Annotated in this window: 26 protein-coding genes; 17 read left to right on the forward strand and 9 right to left on the reverse strand. The window is 37.6% G+C overall.

What is annotated here, in order from left to right:
- Window positions 1-251: 251 nt before the first annotated feature.
- Window positions 252-1,028 carry a carbon-nitrogen family hydrolase gene (locus BKP35_RS09905; RefSeq protein WP_211274617.1) on the reverse strand — a complete coding sequence of 259 codons (777 nt, stop codon included), beginning with the start codon at window positions 1,026-1,028 and terminating at the stop codon, window positions 252-254.
- 198 nt (window positions 1,029-1,226) lie between these two features.
- Here BKP35_RS09905 and BKP35_RS09910 point away from each other — a divergent pair, with 198 nt between their 5' ends.
- The 3 genes from BKP35_RS09910 to BKP35_RS09920 all read left to right on the forward strand — a co-directional run bounded on the left by BKP35_RS09910 (window position 1,227) and on the right by BKP35_RS09920 (window position 4,488).
- Window positions 1,227-2,633, forward strand: a complete 1,407-nt coding sequence (locus BKP35_RS09910) for a Na+/H+ antiporter NhaC family protein (protein ID WP_071313182.1) — start codon at window positions 1,227-1,229, stop codon at window positions 2,631-2,633.
- A 413-nt stretch (window positions 2,634-3,046) separates the two neighbouring features.
- On the forward strand, window positions 3,047-3,424 hold the full coding sequence (locus BKP35_RS09915) for a hypothetical protein (RefSeq protein WP_084031569.1): 378 nt from the start codon (window positions 3,047-3,049) through the stop codon (window positions 3,422-3,424).
- A gap of 341 nt (window positions 3,425-3,765) precedes the next feature.
- Window positions 3,766-4,488, forward strand: a complete 723-nt coding sequence (locus BKP35_RS09920; RefSeq protein ID WP_245741934.1) for an SIR2 family NAD-dependent protein deacylase — start codon at window positions 3,766-3,768, stop codon at window positions 4,486-4,488.
- Window positions 4,489-4,649: 161 nt separating this feature from the next.
- On the opposite strand, the gene BKP35_RS09925 is transcribed toward BKP35_RS09920, so the two are convergent.
- The 4 genes from BKP35_RS09925 to BKP35_RS09935 all read right to left on the reverse strand — a co-directional run bounded on the left by BKP35_RS09925 (window position 4,650) and on the right by BKP35_RS09935 (window position 7,503).
- Window positions 4,650-5,108, reverse strand: a complete 459-nt coding sequence (locus tag BKP35_RS09925; RefSeq protein WP_071313184.1) for a hypothetical protein — start codon at window positions 5,106-5,108, stop codon at window positions 4,650-4,652.
- 193 nt (window positions 5,109-5,301) lie between these two features.
- On the reverse strand, window positions 5,302-5,439 hold the full coding sequence (locus BKP35_RS19520) for a hypothetical protein (protein ID WP_169819193.1): 138 nt from the start codon (window positions 5,437-5,439) through the stop codon (window positions 5,302-5,304).
- Window positions 5,429-6,262, reverse strand: a complete 834-nt coding sequence (locus BKP35_RS09930) for a sensor histidine kinase (protein WP_071313185.1) — start codon at window positions 6,260-6,262, stop codon at window positions 5,429-5,431. The genes BKP35_RS19520 and BKP35_RS09930 overlap by 11 nt, the downstream gene beginning before the upstream one ends.
- Window positions 6,263-6,492: 230 nt before the next feature.
- Window positions 6,493-7,503: a 4Fe-4S binding protein gene (locus tag BKP35_RS09935; protein ID WP_071313186.1), complete on the reverse strand. Its 1,011-nt coding sequence runs from the start codon at window positions 7,501-7,503 to the stop codon at window positions 6,493-6,495.
- Window positions 7,504-7,742: 239 nt separating this feature from the next.
- Between BKP35_RS09935 and BKP35_RS09940 the strand changes: the two genes are divergently transcribed.
- The 14 genes from BKP35_RS09940 to BKP35_RS10000 all read left to right on the forward strand — a co-directional run bounded on the left by BKP35_RS09940 (window position 7,743) and on the right by BKP35_RS10000 (window position 21,040).
- The gene (locus BKP35_RS09940) at window positions 7,743-8,027 is read left to right on the forward strand and encodes a YhdT family protein (RefSeq protein ID WP_071313187.1); all 285 of its coding nucleotides are present in this window, start codon (window positions 7,743-7,745) and stop codon (window positions 8,025-8,027) included.
- Entirely contained in the window at window positions 8,024-9,478 is a 1,455-nt protein-coding gene (panF, locus tag BKP35_RS09945; RefSeq protein ID WP_071313188.1) for a sodium/pantothenate symporter, read from the forward strand. The genes BKP35_RS09940 and panF overlap by 4 nt, the downstream gene beginning before the upstream one ends.
- A gap of 311 nt (window positions 9,479-9,789) precedes the next feature.
- Complete coding sequence (locus BKP35_RS09950; RefSeq protein ID WP_071313189.1) at window positions 9,790-10,494, forward strand: DUF421 domain-containing protein; 705 nt, start codon at window positions 9,790-9,792, stop codon at window positions 10,492-10,494.
- Between the two features lie 518 nt (window positions 10,495-11,012).
- Window positions 11,013-11,816, forward strand: coding sequence for an adenosylmethionine decarboxylase (gene speD / locus BKP35_RS09955; RefSeq protein ID WP_071313302.1), 804 nt, complete (start codon window positions 11,013-11,015; stop codon window positions 11,814-11,816).
- Between the two features lie 272 nt (window positions 11,817-12,088).
- Window positions 12,089-12,280 (forward strand): cyclase family protein, encoded by a 192-nt coding sequence (locus tag BKP35_RS09960; RefSeq protein WP_071313190.1) that lies wholly within the window; start codon window positions 12,089-12,091, stop codon window positions 12,278-12,280.
- A 163-nt stretch (window positions 12,281-12,443) separates the two neighbouring features.
- The gene (locus BKP35_RS09965) at window positions 12,444-12,803 is read left to right on the forward strand and encodes a DnaJ family domain-containing protein (protein ID WP_071313191.1); all 360 of its coding nucleotides are present in this window, start codon (window positions 12,444-12,446) and stop codon (window positions 12,801-12,803) included.
- Window positions 12,804-12,838: 35 nt separating this feature from the next.
- Complete coding sequence (locus BKP35_RS09970) at window positions 12,839-13,744, forward strand: MFS transporter (protein ID WP_337959641.1); 906 nt, start codon at window positions 12,839-12,841, stop codon at window positions 13,742-13,744.
- Between the two features lie 18 nt (window positions 13,745-13,762).
- Entirely contained in the window at window positions 13,763-15,046 is a 1,284-nt protein-coding gene (locus BKP35_RS09975; RefSeq protein ID WP_071313193.1) for an MFS transporter, read from the forward strand.
- 99 nt (window positions 15,047-15,145) lie between these two features.
- Window positions 15,146-16,117, forward strand: a complete 972-nt coding sequence (locus BKP35_RS09980; protein WP_071313194.1) for an LLM class flavin-dependent oxidoreductase — start codon at window positions 15,146-15,148, stop codon at window positions 16,115-16,117.
- 331 nt (window positions 16,118-16,448) lie between these two features.
- On the forward strand, window positions 16,449-17,837 hold the full coding sequence (locus BKP35_RS09985) for a TldD/PmbA family protein (protein WP_071313195.1): 1,389 nt from the start codon (window positions 16,449-16,451) through the stop codon (window positions 17,835-17,837).
- A 3-nt stretch (window positions 17,838-17,840) separates the two neighbouring features.
- The gene (locus BKP35_RS09990; protein WP_084031570.1) at window positions 17,841-19,193 is read left to right on the forward strand and encodes a TldD/PmbA family protein; all 1,353 of its coding nucleotides are present in this window, start codon (window positions 17,841-17,843) and stop codon (window positions 19,191-19,193) included.
- Between the two features lie 7 nt (window positions 19,194-19,200).
- Window positions 19,201-19,329, forward strand: coding sequence for a hypothetical protein (locus BKP35_RS20095; protein ID WP_281244212.1), 129 nt, complete (start codon window positions 19,201-19,203; stop codon window positions 19,327-19,329).
- Window positions 19,330-19,458: 129 nt separating this feature from the next.
- Window positions 19,459-19,788, forward strand: a complete 330-nt coding sequence (locus BKP35_RS09995) for a thioredoxin family protein (RefSeq protein ID WP_071313196.1) — start codon at window positions 19,459-19,461, stop codon at window positions 19,786-19,788.
- 127 nt (window positions 19,789-19,915) lie between these two features.
- Window positions 19,916-21,040, forward strand: coding sequence for an NAD(P)/FAD-dependent oxidoreductase (locus BKP35_RS10000; protein ID WP_071313197.1), 1,125 nt, complete (start codon window positions 19,916-19,918; stop codon window positions 21,038-21,040).
- A 319-nt stretch (window positions 21,041-21,359) separates the two neighbouring features.
- On the opposite strand, the gene BKP35_RS10005 is transcribed toward BKP35_RS10000, so the two are convergent.
- From BKP35_RS10005 to BKP35_RS10020, 4 genes are all read right to left on the reverse strand, one after another.
- A complete protein-coding gene (locus tag BKP35_RS10005) occupies window positions 21,360-22,151 on the reverse strand; it encodes an enoyl-CoA hydratase (protein ID WP_211274618.1) in 792 nt (263 codons plus the stop codon).
- Between the two features lie 178 nt (window positions 22,152-22,329).
- A complete protein-coding gene (locus tag BKP35_RS10010) occupies window positions 22,330-23,271 on the reverse strand; it encodes a PD-(D/E)XK nuclease family protein (protein ID WP_071313198.1) in 942 nt (313 codons plus the stop codon).
- Between the two features lie 129 nt (window positions 23,272-23,400).
- Complete coding sequence (locus BKP35_RS10015; protein ID WP_071313199.1) at window positions 23,401-24,072, reverse strand: GntR family transcriptional regulator; 672 nt, start codon at window positions 24,070-24,072, stop codon at window positions 23,401-23,403.
- Window positions 24,073-24,310: 238 nt separating this feature from the next.
- Window positions 24,311-25,159: a YitT family protein gene (locus BKP35_RS10020; protein ID WP_071313200.1), complete on the reverse strand. Its 849-nt coding sequence runs from the start codon at window positions 25,157-25,159 to the stop codon at window positions 24,311-24,313.
- Between the last annotated feature and the right edge of the window lie 21 nt (window positions 25,160-25,180).

Consider the following 25,180-nt stretch of genomic DNA (forward strand, 5'->3'; position numbering starts at 1 on the left):
GTGCGTAATGAAAGCTTCAATATGCTTGATAATGGTGTTAACTGTAAAAAACAAGTGTGTTGAAGGGGTCAATGCACGTGAATCTGGTAACAACTGTAAAAAACACGTGCATTGAAGGGCTCAATGCACGTGAATATGGTATTAATTTGTAAAAAACGTGTGGAATGACCGGTTCATTACACGTGAAAATAGGAATTACTGTAAAAATCATTAATAATAAGAGCTCGTAAACACTATGATATTGATATTTCTTAATATAAATCTGTACGCCGATCAGCAAAAATCGGAATTTGCTTACGAACTTGAGCGACTTTATCTAAATCGATTGTCGCTGTGATCTGCGTCGGCTCTTTACTAGCTTCGACTAACACATCGCCCCATGGGTTAATCACCATTGAATGGCCGGCAAATTCATTTTTCGGATCACTTCCTGCTCGATTACTAGCAACGATATAACATTGATTTTCAATCGCTCGACTTATGAGTATAGTGCGCCAATGCTCAACTCTTGCTAACGGCCATTCTGCAACGACAAAAATAACTTCGGCACCATCGACTGCATGGGCGCGAACCCACTCCGGAAAACGAATGTCATAACAAATAATTCCCGCACATGACGCTCCATCAACAGTAAAAAGACCTTTTGTATTTCCCGCTTGTAAATAATGGTGTTCATCCATCAATTTAAATAAATGAACTTTACTATATTCGCCGACACAGCGCCCATTCCGGTCAAAAAAGTACATCGTATTCGTAATTCCGTCCGACGATTTTTTCGCAATCGATCCACCAACAATGTTTACTTTATATTTTCGGGCAAGCTCTGATAAAAACTGTTGTGAATCGAGACCGTTCTCATCGGCAATTTCATCCAACCGAGATAAATCATAGCCTGTCGTCCATAATTCCGGCAGGACGATCACATCAGGATGTTCTTTTATCGCTTTCGTTACTTCAGCCTCGACGACTTGCTTATTTTTACTAGGGTCGCCAAACTCAATATCCATTTGAATACAAGTTATTTTCATTCGTATCAACTCCCATCGCCTCGTTGCTTTTAACTTTACAGATAGATCCGTTTCTTTTCAATAAAAACAGATAATTCGAAATTGACCGTGCAAACTTACAATGTACTCCCATTTCGAAAATTCATTTGACAACACTCATAATTTTGGAAATCTAAACCACACTATAATGTACTGTATTATAGTAAGGAGATAGTTAATATGGAAGCGAATTGGCTCGCAATTTTACCTTTTTTAGTCGTTATTCCGATTGCCATTTATACAAAAGAAGTATTACCAGGACTAATAGTCGGGCTTGTTGTAGGTTCATACATTATTTCACCTTCAATTGTTGGTGGAATGGAGACGATGCTTTTTTACGTCGTCCAAGCATTAATCGATGAAAATAATATTAAAATCGTCGTCTTTTTATACGCCTTTTCAGGTCTCGTCGGTATTATTAAAGTGAGTGGTGGGATTAAAGGTTTTGTAGAAAATGCTGCCGAAAAAATTACGACAAAAAAACAAGCACTACTTCTTACCTATGTTTCAACGATTGGAACGTTTAGTGCACCGACGTTTCGATTTGTAACAATTGCGCCGATCATGAAGGCACTTTTGAAAAAAGTAAAAATGTCGACGAAAGAACTTGGCTTCGTCATTGAAACTACAGCAACTCCAGTTATCGTATTAATCCCTGTTGCAACAGCGTTCGTCGGCTACATGGTATCGATCATTCAAGTTTCTGTACAAAATGAAGCAGGGACTGCGGACCCGTACAATTTATTTTTACAAAGTATACCGTTTAATTTTTTTGCGATCGTTATCATTCTCGTTGGAATTTACCTTAGCTTTTTTCATCCATCACATACCGATGCTCCGACAGAAATGGAAGGAGAGGAAAAAGAGGAAGAGGATTGGCGAGACTGTCATCCGGCCGTATCGAGAGAACTACCTTCAAAACCGTGGAATTTAATCTTGCCAATTGTGCTAGTTATTACTTTAACTTTATTTTTAACGTGGTGGGATGGATATAGTGAAGGAGTTTCAGTATTTGAAGCATTTATGCAAGCCGATGTCCTACAAGCGATGGTGATTGCCTTATTATTCACCGTGTTTATTACAATTGCCTTTTTACTGTTCCAACGTTTTCAATTAAGCAATATCATTACGAGCTTTATTTATGGTGGGAATGAATTGATGTCTGTCATTGTTTTATTATCGGTCGTTTGGGGACTAGCATCGGTTACCGATGATTTAGGATTTTCCGAATTTGTGACCGCTCATACAGAGTGGATTCCAGATACATTTATCGTGCCTCTGTTATTTGTATTTGGCGCTGTGATTTCCTACTTTATCGGTTCTGCTTGGGGAACGTGGGGGATTTTAATGCCTCTAGGGATTTCGCTATCTTTAACAACAGATGTCTCATTACCGTTAATAATCGGGGCTGTATTTGCCAGTGGCTCATTTGGTGCAGTGGCATCGCCCCTTAGTGATGATACAAATACAATCGCTAAAATTTTAGGTTTACAAGTAATGGATTATGCTAAATTTAAATTAAAACCAGCGCTCATAGCAGCTGGAATTGCTACCGTTTTATATACAGGATTTTCGTTCTTTTTATAATTCGGGTTATAAAATGATGCAAGCAGCCTTTCAATCGATATGAGGCTGCTTTTTCTATTTATCCCTATTACGTATCTATGAGTAGTTGCGTAAAGTTGATTGTAACTACATCGTGAAATTCACTTAATTGATAAAAATTTAAAAAGTACAAACGGAACACTTGTTCTTATCAGTGGGGATTGATATAATATAAACAAGAAGTAGAAAAGGTTGGTGGTGCTCTAAGTCGGTATTGCAATAACGCAAGACCATGTTGTTATTCAAATTTGGTAGGTATTATACCGACAGAAAATAGTTAATACGTTGTGAAAATTTGAGGCTGTATATCACTGTATTGTCGTCCATAGTTACTAATTTTGTATTTTGTATGTTTAATTCATGCTATAATAAAGATACGTAAATGGGGGATTTATATGGAAAAATTATTAAAACAATTTATGGAACAAATCAATCAACGCTTTGACAACTTTGACACGAATATTCAAGACGTCCGCTCAGAAATCGTTTTCTTAAAAAATGGACAAGCTGAATTGACCAAAGAAGTGCACGGGTTAAAAGAAGGTCAGAAAAAACTTGAAGTAGGTCAGAAAAAGCTTGAAGAAGGTCAGCGGCAATTGCAATCTGATGTTACTGAAATAAAGCTCGGGCAAGAACGTCTACAAAAGAATATTATTGACAGCCTTGGTACGTATACTGAAAAGATAGCTGAACATGTTGATTACCGTACTGATGCCTTAAATAAACGTGTGTATCGTTTAGAAATTGAAGTTGAGCGAATGAGTAGACAATAAATTATATATAACATTAATGAGAGTTTTCATGAAAGTGTTTAGTGACTAATGTCATGGCACTTTACCATGGAACTCTTTTTTTGTAAAAAAAAGTTGGTTAGTGGCTAGTGGTTAGGAGACCCTCGCCCGACTTTTCATGTTGGGTGGTGTTGGCAGGCATGCCGGCATTAGAGCTTTGTATCTTACAGCAACTAAGTAGCTTAAGGGATCGCATGAACTTAATTTCAATAACAACGCTAATCCATCTTTTACTTGCCAACTTGAATACAACCTCAATAAAAAGGAAATCCTTCCAAAATGTCGTATGTAATACTTAAATAGAAAAACTTCAATTTAAGGGGATGATGAAGATCGATAAAAAAATCGTTCAATTAGCGAAATTAATAAAAACCTCCACACATACAGTAGTTCTTACAGGAGCTGGAATGTCGACAGAGAGTGGCATCCCTGATTTTCGCTCCCGTTCTGGTTGGTGGAAAAATATCGATCCACTAACGGTCGCAACTGTCGAGGCGTTACAAAGTAATTATGAGCTATTCCATCAGTTTTACAGCGCACGAATAGAGGCACTAGCAAAGTGCAAACCTCACGAAGGGTATCAAATGTTAGCCAATTGGGAACAAAACGGACTCCTACACCGAGTCGCCACGCAAAATGTCGATGGCTTTCACCATCAAGCAGGGAATCGTCATGTCGACGAATTACACGGTTCAATTTTAACGTATCGCTGCCAACAATGTGAAAAAGAAGCGAGCAAGCAGGCTTTTATCGATAAAAAACATTGCAGCTCGTGCGACGGCAAATTACGTCCTAACGTCGTTCTTTTTGGTGAAACACTTCCAGAAGAAGCGTGGAACAACGCACTATACCATATTCAAAAAGCTGATCTTGTGATCGTAATCGGTACGAGCCTTCAAGTGTACCCAGTTAGTCAACTACCGACAATGACGAATGGAACGACGGTTTGCATTAATAAGGAAGTAGGGGTAGAGCAATCTTTTTTCGATCTAGTGATTGAAGGCAGCGCCAAAGAAACGTTGGTAAATGTTAACCAATTACTATAATTAAACTTGAGTTTTGAGTTCACAAAAGTAGGGCTTCGAAGCGTTTCTTTCAACAACCGAACCATTTGCAAAAGAAGACCGCGTCCTTAAATATAGTAAAGCTCGTTTTGAGTAAATACCAGAAAAGCTACAAACGTAAAAAAGGTCGCTCAAGGCGACCTTTATCTTAACAATGGTATTTTTATTTTCAGATTAAACTTTTGTAAAATAAACCAAATCAATAACAACGGTATGTGTATTACAAAAACACCAGCTAATATTCGTAGCCATGGACTAGCTGCGATCTGTTCAAACGGTATTACTTGTGTAAGTGGTATAAGGATAATGATTTCTAAAGCTACTAATAAAATATAACTGATAAGGCTAATAATAATTCCAGTAAGTATTTTAAAGCGAAAAAGAACGATTAATATTATTGCAAAAAATGTAAAATTTATTACCGGCTTTATTGAACTGTTCATGAGTATACTAAAAATAAAGGCCACTCCACCCCATAGAAAAGCAAAGAGTATCATTTTCTTTAAGTTTTCTTTAATAGAAATACTTAATAGTGTAAAAGTGACTGCTAGTAATAAAAATGCCTCTGGAACGGATAATAAGAAATAACTAAACCAAGCCATATAATCTCCCTTTCTTGTAAAACATAGATGATATTAAACTATTATAATACAAACTTTATAAGGATTCGACATTTTTCTACATAAGTCCCCAAAAATATTCATTCTGATAAACGTAGCGGATAGTGAGAGAGACCGATGGATTTTTTTATAAGATAAAAAAGCTACTGTAGATCAGTAGCACTTAAGTATGTATTTATTCACTGTCTTTTGGTAATTTCGGTTGATATAACATACCACCAGATGCCCCATAGCGAACATAATCTACTTCTGTCGTTTTTTCTATAATATCACATAAAATTTCTGCTAATCGCTGATTAACATTAATAATCATTTTTTTCACCTTTTGGTAAACTAATTTCGAAGATGACTAAATTGTCTCTCGTGTCGATCGTCATTGTGCCTTTATATTTTTCGGTAATCTCTCGGATGATAGAAAGGCCATAGCCTCTGTTTTCTTCTTTTGTCGAAAATCCTGACTCAAAATGCTCATCACTAATCTCGTTTTGATTAGCGCTATTTTGGACGATCAATTTTATTTCTTTACCACTTTGAATGTTTAATTGGATGGTGCGAGCTTCAATAGGTAATTCCATAGTAGCTTCATAGGCGTTGTCTAATAAATTACTTATTAAGCGAATTAAATCAGTTGATGGTAAAATTTTTACGATTTCTTCACTTTCAATACTCATATTAAACGGTATTTTTTCACGGTGGTACTTGTCCATCTTTGAATATAACATCGAGGCAAGCACCGGATTTTCAATGGTTAATGCTTTATTATTAATACGTATTTCACCAATCATTTCATTAATGTAAGAATTCGCCGAGTCAAAATTATTTATTTTCATTAACCCAGAAATAACAGTTAAATGATTATTTAAATCATGACGATCCGAGCGAACGGAGGCCACTAACGAACGAAACTCATCTACGTGAGTCGATTCTGAAGCGGCAATTTTTCGTTCTTCCTCTTTTTTATAAACTTTACTTAAAACGTAAAGAGATACGAAGTTTAATAGAACGACGAAAATCAGGGGTGCTGGTATCCCAATAAAATCTAAAGCGTTATCTTGAAACCCAGCAATTGAAGTAATAGTAAAAAAAACTAATAAAATTTGTATTAAAACAATAAGAACTAAAGTGACAATATACATAAAATATATACATAATAACTGCGTTCATTTGAAACACAGCTATTTTTCTCCTTTTATATTTATATCTAGCAAGAATTATACCATAAATATACTAATCGTTATGCAATAAATTATACAAAACTATTTTTAGTAAAAAGTCGAACACCTTCGTATCCAACTAACCACTAACCAACAAACCAACAAATCAACTAACTCAAAAAAGCTCCCTTATACAAGGAAGCTTTAGACTGTTAATTCTCAAGAAGTTGAATTAAGTATCGATATTGATCGTACGTAATTTCTGATTCCCAATGGCCAGTAAGTTTAGCAATGACAACAACGATAAAGAAGAGAGCGAAAAAGCCGAGTGGTAATGCCCAACGATCAATTTTCTTCGTAGCGACTGTCATGTTGAGAGTGTCGTTCACAGGACATGCTTCAACGCATTGTAGACATGCGGTACATTCCACGTTTCTAACGGCTTTTTTCTTTGCGACATCAATTTTATTCGGGCAAGCACGCGTACAAGCATTACAATCGATGCAGCTTTCTTCATTTCGTTTTACTTTCGTTAATTGAAACAGCGAACCGAGACCAATGAGCGCGCCGTATGGACATAAGAAGCGACACCAAAAATTTCGGATAAAAAGAGAAAGGACGACTAACGTTAAAATAACGAAAAAAGCTAATGTACTAATGTTTAAGAAAAATAACATCATACTAACATCAGATGTCATATTATACGGTGTCGTCATAAACTGATAAACAGCCATCACGGGCATTTGAATTAAGATGAAATATAAAAAATAGAACAAGATTAAATATTTCACTGAATACAAAATCCAACGAACCCACCTTGGCGGGTTAAAATCACGTTTAAAGATTTTCTTGCCCAGATTGCCGATCCATTCACTTAAAGTGCCAACTGGACAAAGCCAGCTACAAAACGTTCTTCGGAAAATGATCCCTGAGGCAACAAAAAACGTAAACAACACTAATCCAGCTGGGTGGATCATGTCAAAGTGACCGGTTGAAAACCAAATTCGAAGCGAAAGCAGCGAACTAATTGGTAAAAAACCTTCAACCGCCGGTGGTTTTTCAACATATGGCGTCATTCCTGATGTTGCAAAATGTAGGTAAAATCGGTAAAACTGATAACCGACATAAAGAAGAAAAATCGTAAACGCAAGCTGAGTAGCCAACCTTGCAGTTTGCAACGGATTTTTCATTATTTGTTTTTTAAGATTAACTTGTAAATTCATGTTTACCCCCTAGAGTTTTCTCTATTTTGATCTAAGTATAGAAAACGTTGGAGTTTTTTTAGGTGACGAACGTCACAAAATTTTCCTGAAATAGTGACGTAAATATGAAGATATATTGAAGTTTTATGTGCACAATTATTTATACGGAAAAACTTATAGAAATTTGCCAATATTCACTAAACTAGTTAATATAGACATGAATGGTTGGTTTGTTGGTTAGTTAGAAAGGAAGTGGTGTGATGAACAATCAAATTGACCCAAAAGATCCGCGCTTTAAAATTGCCAATCGAGAAGCGCTTATTGGAATAGGACTCGTTATTTTTAATTTTATTTGGTGGTTTGGTTTTGCTTATGGGTTAGGCTCTGCGCCGGTCGAAGAGTACTCGTATGTTTTTGGGATGCCAGCTTGGTTTTTTTATAGCTGTGTTCTCGGCTTTGTTGTGATGGTCATCCTCGTCATCATTATGGTGAAATGCTTTTTCAAAGAGGTCGATTTTGACGTTGAAGAGGAGGATCATACATGAACTGGCCAGTTGTTATTCCGTTAATAATTTTTATAATTTCAATTTTTTTCATCGGATTTTGGTCATCAAAATACATAAAAAACTCTAGTAACTTTTTGCAAGAATATTTTTTAGGAAGTCGCGAGCTCGGTGGGTTCATATTAGCGATGACAATGGTTGCGACATACGGAAGTGCGAGCAGCTTTATTGGGGGACCAGGTGTTGCCTACACGCAAGGATTAGGCTGGGTACTACTCGCGATGGCTCAAGTGGCAACGGGCTATTTTGTATTAATGGTACTAGGGAAGAAGTTTGCTATTTACGCGCGTAAATATAAAGCGATTACGCTCATTGACTTTTTAAAATGTAGATACAACAACAGCAAATGGGTCGTGTTAATCTCGGCGTTTAGTATTATTGTATTTTTATTTTCAGCAATGGCTGCCCAATGGATTGGTGGAGCTCGATTAATTGAATCGTTAACAGGTTTAAATTACACTTCTGCGCTCTTTATCTTTGCGGTTGCAGTACTTATTTATGTCATTATCGGTGGTTTTAGAGCGGTGGCGTTTACAGATATGATCCAAGGGGTTGTCATGTTTGTCGGAACATTGATCATTTTAATTGGAACAATCATTGCCGGTGGAGGTATCTCCAATATTATGGCGGATCTCGTCGCTGAAAATCCGAACTTAGTGACACCGTACGGTTACGATGGGAGTTTAACACCTGCGTATGTTTCTTCGTTTTGGATTTTAGTTGGTGTAGGGGTTGTTGCTCTTCCACAAGTGACGGTTCGAGCGATGGCTTATAAAAATTCGAAGGCGATGCACCGGGCGCTTATTACAGGGACAATTGTTGTTGGCTTCATTATGCTTGGGATGCATTTAATTGGTGTTTTTGCCCGTCCAATTTTACCGGGGATTGAAGTCGGTGATTCGGTAATGCCACTTATCGCGATGGAAGTGTTACCACCATGGCTTGCCGGGATTGTGTTAGCAGCACCACTTGCGGCGATTATGTCAACCGTTGACTCACTATTATTAATTGTAAGTTCTGCGGTCGTTAAAGATGTTTATGTTAATTACATAAAGCCAACCGCGACGCAAAAACAAGTGAAACGAGTGAGTTATACAGTTACTGGTATATTAGGGATCCTTGTTTTTTCAATGGCATTAAGTCCGCCTAATTTACTAGTTTGGTTAAATTTATTTGCTTTTGGTGGCTTACAAGCAACTTTTATTTGGCCGGTCATAATGGGGCTTTATTGGCACCGAGGCAATCAATATGGAGCGGTTGCATCGATGATCGTCGGGATCAGTTCCTATATCATAATTCATACGTATTTTCCAGATTTATTAGGAGTTCATACCGTTATTTTCCCAATTTTATTTTCGCTCCTAGCGTTTGTTACGGTTAGTTTAATGAAGAAGGATACTTCGAGTTCAACTTTAAATTCAAGTGTTTATTAAGTGAGTGAATTTCATAATTTCCAAAAACGAACCACATCATGCAATATATAGTTTGCGGATGGTTTTGGCGCAACTATATATTGATCTTAGTGGCGAGAATAATGAATTATGAAATTCATTAAAGTGTTAACGGTGAAAACTTTAATAACGTCATCTAACATTCATTACTTTTGTAATGTGGTTATGGTGGCGTTTTAGTTTTTCATTATTTGTCCTTTATTTGCGATTTAAATTCTATGTTTCGCTTAAAGTTTATCTTAAGTCGGCTTTGTCGAAACTGAAGGTAGTATGAAACGAAAGTGAGACCGACAATGAATACAAACTTTTTTCATTTATCCATAGAGTTGATTGCAGGATTTTTTGCCTTACTATTAATAACAAAGTTGTTAGGGAAAACGAAAATCACGCAATTGACCCCGTTTGATTTTGTTTCCGCCCTCGTTTTAGGGGAGTTAATCGGTAACGCGATTTACAATAAAGATATTGGCCTTCGCTATGTTCTGTATGCGATTGGGTTATGGGGATCATTTATCCTTTTGTTAGAAATTGTGACGCAAAAATATAAGAAAACGAGGGGAATTTTAGAAGGAAATCCTGCTGTCGTGATTCGTAATGGAAAAATTGATCGAGAACAATTGAAGAAAAACAAGTTAGATTTAAATCAATTACAGCATTTACTTCGGGATAAAGAGGTATTTTCAATGCGCGAGGTAGAATATGCAATTTTAGAAGCGAACGGAACTGTCAATGTGTTAAGGAAGCCGAATTATGAAAAGCCAACGAAAGGGGATTTAAATCTTCCTCCTAAAAAAGTCCATTTACCGATTACGTTAATTACAGATGGGGAAGTACTGTGGGACAACTTGAAGGAAGCAGGATTTGATGAAGAGTGGCTTCAACTCCAACTAGCATCACATGGCATCGTGAAAGCAGAACAAGTCCTGTTTGCGGAGTGGTTAGAAGGGGAGCCGTTGTTCATTAATAAGTTTATCGAGCCGAAGTTACAGGAACAGTGAAATTGAAATAAATTAGTTAGTATTTGAGTGAATTTCATAATTACCTAAATTGATCCATATTAAACTATAAGTAGTTGCGAGCGTTTCAACGCAACTACATATAGATACTTAATGGCGATGATATTGAATTATGAAATTCATTTTTCCATTAAAAATTTTTTGTGCAATTAGCTTCTGGATAATACCGGAAGCTTTTTTAAAAAAGCGGGCGATGTCCCTGAACGAGCCTTCTTATTTTGCTAAAAAATAAACAGCGAAGGGAAGGAAAACGGCCGTCTTTTATAAAATATGTGATGACGGTTTATTATACAACAAAAAGTTATTGAATATTAAGAATAGCCCCAAGAAACTTTTTCTATATTTTTTTTATAAACTATTTCTCTACTTCCATTAACACAGTATAATAGTTTTGTTATAATAACCTGAATGAAAAAATTATGTATCTTCTTTGTTTTGATTTAATCGTTACACGGGTAAATAATGGGTATTACTTAGAAGGTGAAAAAGGGGAAATAGGGATGTTAACACGAGAGCAAAGAATTCAATTACACGGTTTTAACAATTTAACAAAGTCGTTAAGCTTCAACATGTATGACATTTGTTACACAAGAACAAAAGAAGAGCGCGAAGCTTATATCGCTTATATAGATGAACAATACAATGCGGACCGATTAACGAAAATTTTAGAAGATGTTACGAGTATTATCGGAGCGCACATTTTAAATGTCGCAAAGCAAGATTACGAGCCACAAGGAGCGAGTGTGACGATTTTAGTTTCTGAAGGACCAGTGGATGATGCCCCTAAAGGCTTTTTTAAAGAATCACCAGGGCCACTTCCAGAAACAGTTTTAGCGCACTTAGACAAAAGTCATATCACAGTTCATACGTATCCTGAATACCACCCTCATGAAGGGATTAGTACGTTCCGTGCTGATATTGACGTTGCAACCTGTGGAGAAATTTCACCACTAAAAGCATTAAATTATCTTATGCATTCGTTTGATACGGATATTATGACGATGGATTATCGTGTTCGCGGCTTCACAAGAGATATTAACGGTCATAAGCTTTTTATTGACCACGATATTAATTCAATCCAAAACTATATTCCTGAAGAAGTAAAAGATGAGTACGACATGATTGACGTTAACATTTATCCGGAAAATATTTTCCACACGAAAGCGAAATTAAAAGAATTCGACTTAAACAACTATCTTTTCGGGTATAAAAAAGAGTCATTAACCGATGAAAAACAAGAAGAAATCACACAGCTTATTAAGCGCGAGATGGATGAACTATATTACGGGAAAAATATAAAATAATTTGATTCGACAAGTGTTGGTGCGCTTGTCGTTTTTTTATGCATTATAAGCTGTTCAACATGTTTGGTTTTTACAGAAATAGGTAAATGCGTGTATATTGAAGGGTTCAATATGCATGAATTTTACAGTATCTAGGGAAATACATGTATAATGAGTTTTCTTACTATTGGTAACCCAATCTTAACGGTATTGGTTTTCCGTCATGCCCGTTTTATTTAGAATTACGTATTCTTTTGGTATAATATAGAAAATTACTATAAGGGTGTGTAGAAATGTCACAATATATAGATTTAAGTCAAACGATTAAAAACGCAATGCCCGTTCATCCGTATGATGATGAAGTAAAGTTATACCAAGATAAATTTTTAGAACGTGACCAATATAATAATACAAAGCTAGAGGCTGGAATGCATATCGGAACGCATATCGATGCGCCTAGACATTTGCTCGATCGAACGGAGTAGAAGAGCCTGTTCAAAAATTCCTATCACCAAAATGTATTTATTTTGTAAAAGAATCGTTTAATTTTTTTACTTTTATACAATGGAAAGAATAAAACAAGTAACAAGAGAATACCGTAATCATCTTATCTTATTAAACAATTTTTATGAAACGAGGGGATGCTACATGTCTAGAGATTTAATTGGAGATATGCTAAAGGCAAAGGAAAAAGATGTTCTCTATGAAAAGCCAAGAGGGATGGGGAAGCCACTCTCTAGAGAAGTTTTAGAAGGGGATGTTTTAGATAGGACAGTAAAACATGCTGGTTATTTACCTGAATGGATTAAACTCCAAAATGAAGTACGTGATAGATTATTGAAAGTTATTACATTAATAAATACTAATCCATGTGATGATGATATTGATCAAGAATTTCAATCAATCAATAAGTTCATTAAAAAATATAATCAAATTTGCCCTGCAAAAATGCAAAAAATGTTAGTTGACCGTGAACATGTAGAAAAACAAGTAGATAGTTGGAGATAATAGGAGCACCGTTTTATGAAAAATAGATTAAAAGACTGGAAGGATCAAGCGTTGCAAAAGCGTTTTTCGGACCTTCATCTATGACGTACGTTACGATGCTTGTCCCAAAACCGAAAAGAAAGCGATTTAATGCGATTCGCTCCTTTACTTCTTCGGGTGCATTTATTGTTGGACCCGCAGTAGGGGGAACTCTTATACTTTTATCATCAGTACATATAACACTCTGGATCAATGCTATTCTATTTATTTTTGCTGCAATACTACTCACACTTTTACCAGATAAAGAAACAATCGATAAGAATTCGATTCCTAAATTAACCTTTAAGCAAGTAGTCAGTGATTTTACAATAGTAATAGAATTTATTTCGAAAAATAGATATGTCTCATACATATACATCGGTTTTATCTTAATCATGCTTTTTTCATACGCCATGGATGCACAAGAGGTCGTTTTTACTCAACAAGTTATCGGCTTATCAGAGGTAGAGTATAGTTTACTGATCAGCATAACTGGAATTGGCTCTGTTACTGGAGCAGCTATTTTGTCTGTTTTTTCAAACAAGTTCTCGCTTAGGCATATGATCGTTATCGGAATTATTATGACCACCGTTGGTTACATTATCTATGCCTTTTCTTGGTCGTTTTATTCGATTGCAATAGGGTTTATCATACTAGGATTTTTTAACGTCTATCTAAATGCAGGGGTGACAACGTTTTATCAAAATAATATCCCTACTGATTTAATGGGGCGTGTGACGAGTATTTTTCAGCTCTTCCAAAACGGGTTTCAAGTTTTGTTTATCCTCGCTATCGGTATCACCGCAGATATTATTCCTTTACGGACAACCATCATAGTATCATCTTTGGCTATGTTTGTGACGTCACTTATATTTTCAATAGCAGTATTTATGCCGCGAAAAAAAGGCATTTATCAAGAATGACAACTAAGGAGATATTTTATGGGTTTAGTAGATAAAAAGTCAGATAGAGTTATAGAACGAACTCCGTTTTATTACGGTTGGGTGATTGTGTTTATGGGAGCACTAGGTGTATTTTTATCAGGACCTGGGCAGACGTATTCAGTATCGATTTTTATTGATGCTTATATTGAAGAATTTGGATGGAGTCGTTCGTTAATTTCGAGTTTATATTCTGGAGCGACGTTACTATCCGGATTTTTGATGATTTTAATGGGGAAGTTGATTGATGTTCGTGGGCAACGGAGCATGTCTATTTTTGCAGGGGCGATGTTAGGGATCGCTTGCTTGTTTAATAGTTTTATTCTTGGACCGTTAATGTTGTTTATCGGCTTTTTTCTTATTCGAGTTTTTGGGCAAGGATTAATGGAAATGGTCCCGAATACGCTTATTCCGAGGTGGTTTGTCAAAAAGCGAGGAAAAGCGATCGCATTCATGGAAGTCGGCGGCTTTTTAAGTTCGGCAGCACTACCACCATTAAATGTGTGGTTAATTGCTTCACTTGGCTGGTCAGGAGCATGGCAAGTTTGGGCGGGTGTATTAATCTTGTTTTATGTCCCGTTAGTTTTCTTTTTTATAAAAAATAGTCCAGAGAACTACGGGTTACAACCGGACGGATATGTATTAGAGCAACCAAAAGTTCAAAAGAAGAAGGTAACTGAGCCTAAAGTGGGTATTAGTGAGAAGAGCTGGACTTTAAATGAAGCGATTAAAACGCTGAGCTTTTGGGGTGTTTTATTTTGTATTGCCGTCCCAGCGATGGTTAATACTGGAATGACGTTTCATATCGTTTCGATTTTAGGAGAACAGGGCGTAACGAGAGCAGAGGCTTCCTTCGTTTTAAGTATGATGGCGTTAGTCGCTTTTCCATTATCGTTTCTTGCCGGTGTTATTCTTGACCGTATGTCATTACATAAAGTTTTTGCAATTACGTTTGTCGTCGAAGCCGCGGCCATTGTCGTTCTTTTAGTAGGAGACTCCTACACTGCAGCTCTTATTTTCGGACTTCTGAGAGGGGTTGCTGCTGGGTTTGGAACGATTTGTTTAGCACTTATTATTCCTAATTTTTTCGGTACCGCTCATTTAGGGAGTTTGAAAGGTGTAGGGGTGACGTCCACCGTTGTTGCATCTGCTCTCGGTCCGTTACCATTTGGAGTCGCTTATGATTGGTTTGGCGGTTATACAGAAATTTTACTCGTAATGTTAGTTTTTCCATTGCTGGCGACCGTTGTGGCGTGGATGAATAAAGGACCTAAGTTATCTTAAGGAATTTTTAGATATTTTCTCAACTTTAGACGATACTAAACAGTAGTGGTAGCTTTTAACAAGGAGTGTTCGTTATGAGTTTAAATAAAAAAAATACCGATGTCTGTACTAGACCTTGCCCCGATTACAGAAGGAAGTACAGCAAATCTCGCCTTTCAAAATAGTTTAGATTTAGCTCGACACGTTGAAGAGTGGGGCTATAACCGTTTTTGGGTGGCAGAACATCATAGTATGCCAGGGATTGCTAGCTCTGCGACTTCTGTATTGATTGGTTTTATTGCAGGTGGGACTTCGCGTATACGAGTAGGTTCAGGTGGGATCATGTTGCCAAATCATCCACCTTTAGTGATCACCGAGCAGTTTGGCACTCTGGAATCGATGTATCCGGGGAGGATTGATTTAGGCCTAGGTCGTGCACCGGGAAGTGATCAAGCTACTGCAAAAGCATTACGACGTAACTTAAGTGATGGCGACCAATTTCCAAGCCAACTTGAACAGTTACGTTCATTTTTTAAACCATTATCGGAAGGGGAGCAAGCTAGCGTTAGAGCGATTCCGGGTGAAGGGCTCGATATTCCGATATGGTTATTAGGATCAAGTGGTTTTAGCGCACGTTTGGCTGGTGAACTTGGTTTACCCTTTTCATTTGCAAGTCATTTCTCACCGGAAAATACGCTTCCGGCGATTCGTTTGTATCGTGAAAGTTTCCGTCCGTCAGCGAGCCTCGCTGAACCATACGTCATGGTCGCAATCAATGCCATTGCTGCAGACACTGATGAAAAGGCCCAGTGGCTAGCAACTTCGCAACAACAAGCATTTCTTGATCTTATTAGGCGAACCCCGGGTCAGTTAAAACCACCGGTAGAGTCGATGGATAACATTTGGAGCGCTTATGAAAAAATGTTGGTCGACCAACAGCTACAAACGACGATGATTGGTAGCCCGAAAACTGTTAAAGAAAAAATCGACGCCTTTATTGGCGAAACTCAAGCTGATGAATTAATGATCAACTCGCACATATACGACCATAAAGATAGGCTTCGTTCATATGAGATAGTGATCGGAGAATGACAACTGATTTGTAGTATAAATAAAGCTGTTAGGCACCAAATATGTGGGTGGCCCAAATGTGGCTGACACAACAAGCAAACAACTTTATATAGAAAAAAAGGCTTTGAAGTATGTCTATATGTAGGTGTGATTCGGTGTCTCACACTTGTTTTGAGCCACCCTCATATTATTTAGTTTTGTCTTGTGGCAGACATTTTTGGGATAACATCTACATTAAACTCTACTACTTTCTAAAATATCTTTTTTATTTTTATACTCGAAATAGTTTAATTATTTTCTGTTTTCATATATTATGAGAATGTGATGTTTTCTAAAATAAGGAGGGAATTGAATGCTGAATCAAGCAATGATTGAAGATTTAATAACAGCCGCCCTAAGTACGGGTGGGGATTTTGCCGAAATATTCGTTGAAGATAAATTTAATACGAATATTGCCTTAGTTGGTGGAAAAATTGAAAACAGTATATCTGGTAGGGATTACGGAATTGGGATTCGTATTTTTCACGGATTAAATAGTGTATATGCTTATACGAATGAACATGAAAGAGAAAAACTAATCGATGTTGCCCTACAAGCTGCAAAAGCGATTAAAGGAACACCGGGTGACTTTACCTTAAACTTAACTCGTCAAACGTTGACGAACCAACATCCAATCATACATAAACCGCGTGAAGTTGAAAAAATAAAAAAAGTAAACACAATGCGTGAAGTATACGACATTGCTAAAAACTATAACGAGCTTATTAGCCAAGTAACTGTCGGCTATAAAGATGAGCAGCAAAGAGTACAAATTGCCAATTCAGAAGGGCGTTTCGTTGAAGACGAAAGAATTCGTACGAGACTAGCGATCCAAACAGTAGCATCAAGAGGAAATGAAATGCAAACGGGTTCTTATTTACCTGGTGCTCATAAAGGGTTTGAATTTATAGAGCAACTCGACTTAAAACATTACAGCGAAGAAGCAGCGAGAATTGCCGTAACGATGCTTAATGCTGAGGAATGCCCGAGTGGTAAGTTCCCAGTCATTATTGATAATGAGTTTGGTGGTGTTATTTTCCACGAAGCGTGTGGTCACGGTTTGGAAGCTACATCTGTTGCGAAGAAAAATTCAGTATTTGCAGATCGTGTTGGTGAGCAAGTCGCTCCATCAATAGTGACGTACATTGATGACGGGACACTTCCTAATGAATGGGGTTCAGCAAATGTTGATGACGAGGGTGAAGCGACTCGTAAAAATGTCCTGATTGAAAATGGTATTTTAAAAGGATACTTGGTTGATAAATTAGGAGCAAGACGTATGGGCACTGAATCTACGGGTTCAAGTCGTCGTGAATCGTATAAGTACGCTCCAACATCAAGAATGTCAAATACGTTTATCGCTCCTGGCAAGTCTACACCTGAAGAAATCATCGCGAACACAGAGTTTGGTATTTATGCAAAATATATGGGCGGTGGCTCTGTAAATCCTGCCACTGGTGACTATAACTTTGCGATCAACGAAGGCTATATCGTTCGAGATGGAAAAATTGCCGAGCCAGTTCGTGGCGCAACCTTAATCGGTAATGGTCCAAAAACACTGCAAAAAGTTGATATGGTCGGAAACAACCTTGCTCACGGCCAAGGTATGTGTGGGTCGGCGAGTGGTTCGATCCCAGCGAATGTAGGTCAACCGATGATTCGTGTCAGTGAAATTACAGTTGGCGGAAGAAAGGGGAAATAAAAAATGGATATTTTAACATTTAAAGAGAACCTTTTTGTCAAAGGAGCGGAACTAGGTTTTTCAGATATGGAATTGTATTTTCAAAAAAACGGCAAGTTTAGTACGAAAATTTTTAAAGGTGACGTTGATAGCTACAATATCGCCATTGACGGTGGTGTTTCGTTTCGTGGTATTTTTGAAGGAAAAATGGGTTATGCGTACACGGAAAAAATTGACGAAGAATCAATTTCATTTTTAGTGAAAGAAGCGAAAGAAAATTTAGCGATGATCGATAGTGAAGATCCAGAAGTGATTTTTGCAGGATCTGAACATTACGACGAGTTAGATTTATATAGTGAAGAGCTTGCGAGCGTGTCTAATGAAGACAAAATTGAACTTTTGAAAAAAGTAGAAGCAGAATGTTTTGCTTTAAGTGAAAAAATATCAAGTGTTAACTATTGTTTACTAGAATCACATGATTCTGAAAAAATGATCGCCAACACAAAAGGTCTTGAGAAAAGGGAAAAAGGCAATGTCGTTTATATTTTCGTTTCAGTTGTGGCTAAAGAAGGCGAAGACATTAAAAGTGCTTCGAAATTAGTGTTAACACGAGATTTTTCTGCCTTTGATCCGAAGGCGATTGCTAAAGAAGTCGTTGAAGAAGCGCTTAGCACACTTGGTGCGACATCGATTAAGAGTGGCGACTACCCGGTCATTTTAAAAAATAAAGCAGCAGCTTCGTTATTACAAGTGTTTTCTACTGCTTTTTCAGCAGATAACGTTCAAAAAGGGAAGTCTAGACTTGCTAACAAATTAGAGGAAGCGATCGGTAACTCCTTAATTACGATCGTCGACGATCCATTCAAAGAAGACGGATTTATGAGTCGCTCGTTTGATAGTGAAGGTGTGGCAACGAAACGTTTAAATGTTGTTGAGCATGGTGTATTGAAAACATATCTACACAACTTAAAAACAGCCGCGAAAGACAACGTTGCTTCAACGGGGCACGGAACGAAAGGGTCATATAAAGGTACAATTACGGTCGCTCCGTCTAACTTATTCATAGAGCCAGGTGAAAAATCGTACGACGAGATGATTGCTGGGGAAGAAGAAGCCGTTATTATTACGGATTTACAAGGGCTTCATTCGGGAGCGAATGCTATTTCAGGTGACTTTTCACTTGCGGCGAATGGCTATCTAGTAAAAGGTGGAAAAATTGAACGCCCAATCAATCAAATTACTGTAGCTGGTAATTTCTTTACGATGCTGGAGGAAGTGGAAGTCGTTGGAGGCGATTTGAAGTTTGCCTTACCAGCGGGAGGATACGTCGGTTCGCCATCGCTTAAAGTGAAATCATTAGCTGTTGCTGGTGAATAGGCTTTAAGTGGTACAATTTGATAACGTGTTAGGGAAAACTTGGTGGGAACGCCAAGTTTTTTCTTATTGGAATTTAGTAGGTGGTGGCTACGTTGGTGGTTACGTAGGATGCGGACATACGTTCTTTTATCTGTGAACAAAAAGGCTTTTTACTGAAGTATGCGGACATCATGTCCGCAACAGTTTAATCCACACGGCCAAACCCTTTTATTTTCCTGACAAATATAGATTCGTTATAATGTGGGATAGAGGAGTGGATACGGTCATGATCGAAGTAACTGAGAAGATGATTGATTGGCATTTTTTAAATAAAAAACAAAGCATACGCATTTATTTTTGCTATACACCGTTATGCGGCACGTGTAAATTAGCAAAAAAAATGTTAGAACATTGGAGTACAAACCATAGCGATACATCGATACACGCAGTGAACATTAACGTCAATCGAAACCTTGCGATGAAATGGAAGATCAAAAGCGTCCCTTATGTAGTCGTATTTGTTAATGGCATGAAAGCACATGAGTTTTACAAATTTCAATCCATTGAAAACATCGAGCGACAGCTATCAGCTTTCGTTTGCCAAAACAAAAAATAAAATTAAAGGTATTTCTACTAACGTGATGTTTAGTGGAAAAGAAAGAGCAGAATAGACGGAACAATCTCACATTAGTGGGAAGTCTAAAAATATCCCATATTATTCTTGAATTTAAAAGGAGATTACAATGCAACAACTATATATCATCATTGGCGCTGGAATTCTCGGGGCTTCAACAGCTTATCATCTCGCTCGCGCCGGTTGTAACGTGTTGGTCGTTGATCGCGCTGACGCTGGACAAGCAACGGATGCTGCTGCCGGGATTGTTTGTCCTTGGGTTTCGCAACGGCGTAATAAAGCGTGGTACGAACTCGTGAGGTCAGGAGCTCGATATTATCCTACATTAATTAAAGAACTTGAAGCTTTAGGTGAGACGAATACTGGATACAAGCGAGTAGGGGCGATCAGCCTTCATACAGAAGATAAAAAACTAGAAGGTATAGAGGAACGCGCCTTGAAACGCCGACCCGATGCTCCCGAAATCGGTGAAGTTAACAGACTTTCACCGGAGGGCTCACGCGATTTATTTTCATCTTTAAGTGATGAATACAGCTCCGTTCACATTAGTGGTGGGGCACGTGTCAATGGAAAAGCACTTCGCGATGCACTCATCAATGCAGCGATTAATCACGGCGCTAGTTTCCGTAAAGGTGATGCAACGCTTCTTTTTCAAAAAAATTGTGTCACAGGAATTGAAGTAGATGGCGAAACGATAGATGGAGATAAAATCATCGTATCCGCTGGTGCTTGGGCAAAACAACTTATTCAACCGTTAGGGGTTAACTTTTTAGTCACTGGACAAAAAGCACAAATCGTCCATCTAGAACTTCCAGAAACAGATACGAGCGACTGGCCTGTCGTCATGCCACCTAACAATCAATATTTATTAGCGTTCGAAGGTGGGCGAGTGGTTGTAGGGGCGACTCATGAAGATGATGTCGGCTTTGACTTGCGGGTAACCGCAGGAGGCCTTCACGAAATTCTCGATAAAGCATTGCGGGTCGCTCCCGGTATAGCAAATAGCACAGTAGTTGAAACTAGAGTAGGATTCCGCCCATTGACCCCAGGGTTTCTTCCAGTAATCGGCGCACTACCTAATTTTGAAGGAATTTATGTAGCTAACGGTTTAGGAGCTTCAGGCTTAACTGCCGGTCCGTACCTCGGGGCTGAACTTGCAAAACTTGCTCAAGGTCAGCAAACAGAACTTGACCTTACACGTTACGACGTAGCTGGGGCGGTTGAGTCGGTTTAATAAAGTTTTTTCTTTACTTTGACAATTAGGACACGTGGCATTGATATATGGTAGTGGAGGAAACGTCTAACTGTGGAGCGTTAAATCGTAAAGGAAAAGTTGAGAAATGTACAAAGGTTTTGGTGGAAGTTTCTTCTGTTTGGAAATTGAGATTGTCCCCTTATAGTAGGGTTGATAAACTTTTCTGGCATCTATAAGGGGGATATTTTGAGTTTATGCAAAGGGAATTGAAGATGGTTAATCTTTCATAAAGTAGTAGACTTATTTTTATTATGACTTCTTTTATTTCTAGAAGGAATGAGCCTCGCACTTTTTATTTTTAACAGCCTTTCCACTCAGGTTTTCTTTTTTCTAAAAACGCACACATTCCTTCATTAGCATCGTTAGAGGATGCATTCATTGACATCACTTGTTTTGTATAAGCGTAGGCATGATTTTGTGGCATTTCAATTTGCTGATAAAAGGCTTGTTTACCAACACCTATAGTGTAAGCACTTGCTTCGGAAATTTTTTGCGCTAACACATTTGTTTCATGTTGTAATTGTTCGAATGGAACAGCTTTATTGATAAGACCTGCTTGAACGGCTTCTTCTGCTGATAAAGCTTCCCCAGTTAAAAGCATTTCCAACGCTTTTTTTCGACCGACCGCTCGGCTTAAAGCCACCATTGGTGTTGAGCAGAACAAACCAATTTTCACCCCAGGGGTTGCGAATTTAGAATCGTCAGCAGCAACCGCTAAGTCACATGTCGCGACTAATTGACATCCAGCAGCAGTGGCGATGCCATGAACTTCGGCAATCACAGGTTGAGGGATCGACTGAATTGTTTCCATCATTTTAATACACGTATCAAAAAGGTTTTGGTAAAATTGCGGCGATTCGTTTTGCATTTCCTTTAAATCATGTCCAGCACAAAACGCAGGCCCACTCCCACGAAGAACGACAACCGATATATGTTTGTTTTTTCCGATGGCGGTAAAACAATCTGTCAATTCCTCCATATGATGCTGCGAAAGCGCATTTCGTTTGTTGCCACGATTCATCGTCACATAAGCAATAGCCCCATTCGTTTCTAGTAAAATATTTTCGTATTCTTTAGTGTTAGTCTCCAAGCTTAAAACCTCCTTATCATTTATCGGAAAATTCATAATCTTTTAATATCTTATTTCTATGTAAGAATGGAAATTCCTTTATTTTCTGGTAAATTGTTTAAAAAATCCGAGCATATTGAACGATTCAATACACTCGGAAATAGAAAAAGCGCTAAATATTATATTGAAGAGGGGACGGTTATCCATCATTCTTTCCGCTTAAATCGCACAGTTCTTTAAAATTACAACTTTTACAGCGAAAGGAGAAAGTTTCTTCAAAATGATCTGCTGATAAAGGCTTATTTAAACTACGATCCTGAAGGTACGTTTGCATTTTGTCGCTACTATTAACGATTAAATTTCTTGCTTCGATAATGTCTTCTTCATTTAACGTGTATGTCACGGTTTTTCCTGATTGCAAATACTCATTGCGGATTTCAATACTTTCTAACGTGATGTCAAACTTATCCATTAAGTACAACGCATATAACGCCAGTTGATCACGGTCACCTTGATTTTCCTTACCTGTTTTCCAATCAACGATCACCCATTTTCCTGATAGGCGATCACGGAAAACAAAGTCAAGAACGACGTAAATTTTAATATCATCAAAATAAAAGGCTTTCAGCTCTTCAGCCTCTAAAACGTAAAGATTCTCATTCGATAAAATTTCATTGTAACTTTTACAGCTTAATAGGTTCGTAATACAAATCTCAATTTTCTCTTTAATTTTATCGACATCGTCTGGATTTAACTCATTATTGTAGTAAATTTCATGAAGCATATTAAACTTTTTCGGTTTTTGTGCCCAATTTTCATAATGTTTTTTAGAATCTATAAACGCTTGATTTAGTTTATTTTTACATTCTTGTTTTAACTGCTGCTCGGTAAGTAATGGCTCACCGGCTAAATGAGCTTTTAGCTGATCATGAACGATGTCGTGGATCGCTTCCCCGAGAGCTATCGGAAGGTTTTTAATATTTTTAAGGCGATATACTTGTTTATTCTCTTCCTCGGCTTGAAGTAACCAGCCATTATGTGACAAGTAATAGTGGAAATAATATTTTTTCTTACATTCCGTAAATGTTTTATGTCTCGAGTTTGACCAAGAAAACTCAGGATACGGTTTAATTTCAAACATATTTTTACCTCGCTTTGAGACTATTAATCTTTGCTGCTATGATCATAGGCAGCTAATGTGCGTTACCTTGCATTTTATTGAATTTGTCCTCCAGGGGTGGACAAAATCGCGAAATGTCCACGGGCGGTGTCAGACACCAAAAAACGTGTGCCGCTTTTCTTCTAAGTTCATATACGTCATGCTCGTTTTCATATGTTGTTGAAAAAGCAATTGTAAGCGATCGATATCTTTATCTTCGAGGGCGTCAACGATTGCTTCATGCTCTAAATACCGTTGGCTATTTTCAATATTAACGTCGTAAAAGACGTCATATAGCATTAAAAATACATTAATTTGATTTAAAAGCTTATCAATAAAATCAATTAAAAATTTGTTGCCACTAATTTTTGCTAACTCAAGGTGAAACTCTTTATTGATCGCGAGATACTCAAGGATGTCTTTGTTTTGATAAGACTCGCGCTCCTTTTTAACGATTCGCCTTAAACGTTCAATGTCTTTTTCAGTCACATTTACTACCGCGAGTTCCGCCGTCGACTGTTCTAATTTTTTTCGAGCCACATAGGCTTGTTCAATTTCCGCTGTCGTCGGTAAAGTGACAAATGCACCCCGATTGGCGTAAATCGTCACTAGGCCTTCTTTTTCTAGTTGTAAAATCGCATTACGAATCGGCGTACGACTGACATTTAATTTTTCAGAGATCATTTGTTCCACTAATTGCGAACCTGGAGCAATTTCCCGAGATAAAATCGCATCTTTTAACGTCTGATATACATGTTGTTTCATCGACTTTTTCGTACTCATCGTAATCTCACTTTCTATAAAAATAGATTTCTTGCCATCTATACGAATTTTTCATACAAAACCAGCATGCGGATTTACTTGTCACCATTTAACATGTAAAAGCCCGTCGGGTCGCCTCACTACCAAACCAACAAACGAACTTCAATACAAACCCCTTATGACGATAACCGTCACCACCAAGAAGAAAAAGGCGGGCGGAGGTCCAAACCAACTAACCACTAACCAACAAACCAACAACTCAAGCTAATCTTTTATAACGTTGCCCTAAGATTTCATTCATATCGTGAACCGTAATAAACGCTTGTTGGTCGACTTCGCTAATATATCTTTTTAGCTTTATTAAATCTTTTCGACCGATGATCGTCGTAATCACTTCTTTTTGCGAATCAGTAAAAGCACCTCTTGCATCATGAATCGTTGCGCCAATTTCTAATTCTTTGACGATATACTTCTTAATACTATCACTTTCCGCACTAATAATGACAACCTCTTTCTTTTCATTCACTTGTTTTAATGTGTAATCAATGACAAGGGCATTTAACATGACTCCAAAGAAGGCATACATACCGATCTCTGGTCCGAATAAAAAAATTGAAGAAAGCGCAATAAAAATATCTGCTAATAAAACGGCTTTTCCCATTTCAATCGCAAAGTATTTGTTTAAAATCATCGCAATAATATCCGTTCCACCAGTTGATGCTCCTTTAGAAAAAACAAGACCAATTCCGACCGCGGAAATACATTGTCCGATAATTAATTGAATTAATAAGTCATCACTAATAGGACCCGACATTGGCACGAGCCATTCTAAAAACCAAACGAGAAACGATAGGGCAAAACTAGCATAAATCGTTTTAACCCCAAATTTAAAGCCTATAAAAATAAAGCCAACGATAAATAGAATAATATTAACAAAGATCATAAAAAGTCCGATTGTTAATCCTGGAATAAGTGAGTTTAATATAATTGCTAATCCGCTGACACCACCCGTTGCTAGTGTGTTAGGGGATAAGAAAAAATGTACATTAATGGCTACAAATAAAGCTCCTAAGTTTAAAAACATATATGATTTTATCGTTTCTCTCATCGTCATTACCTCACAGTTCTG

It is taken from the genome of Anaerobacillus arseniciselenatis, from assembly GCF_001865995.1.
Taxonomy (GTDB): Bacteria; Bacillota; Bacilli; order Bacillales; family Anaerobacillaceae; genus Anaerobacillus; species Anaerobacillus arseniciselenatis.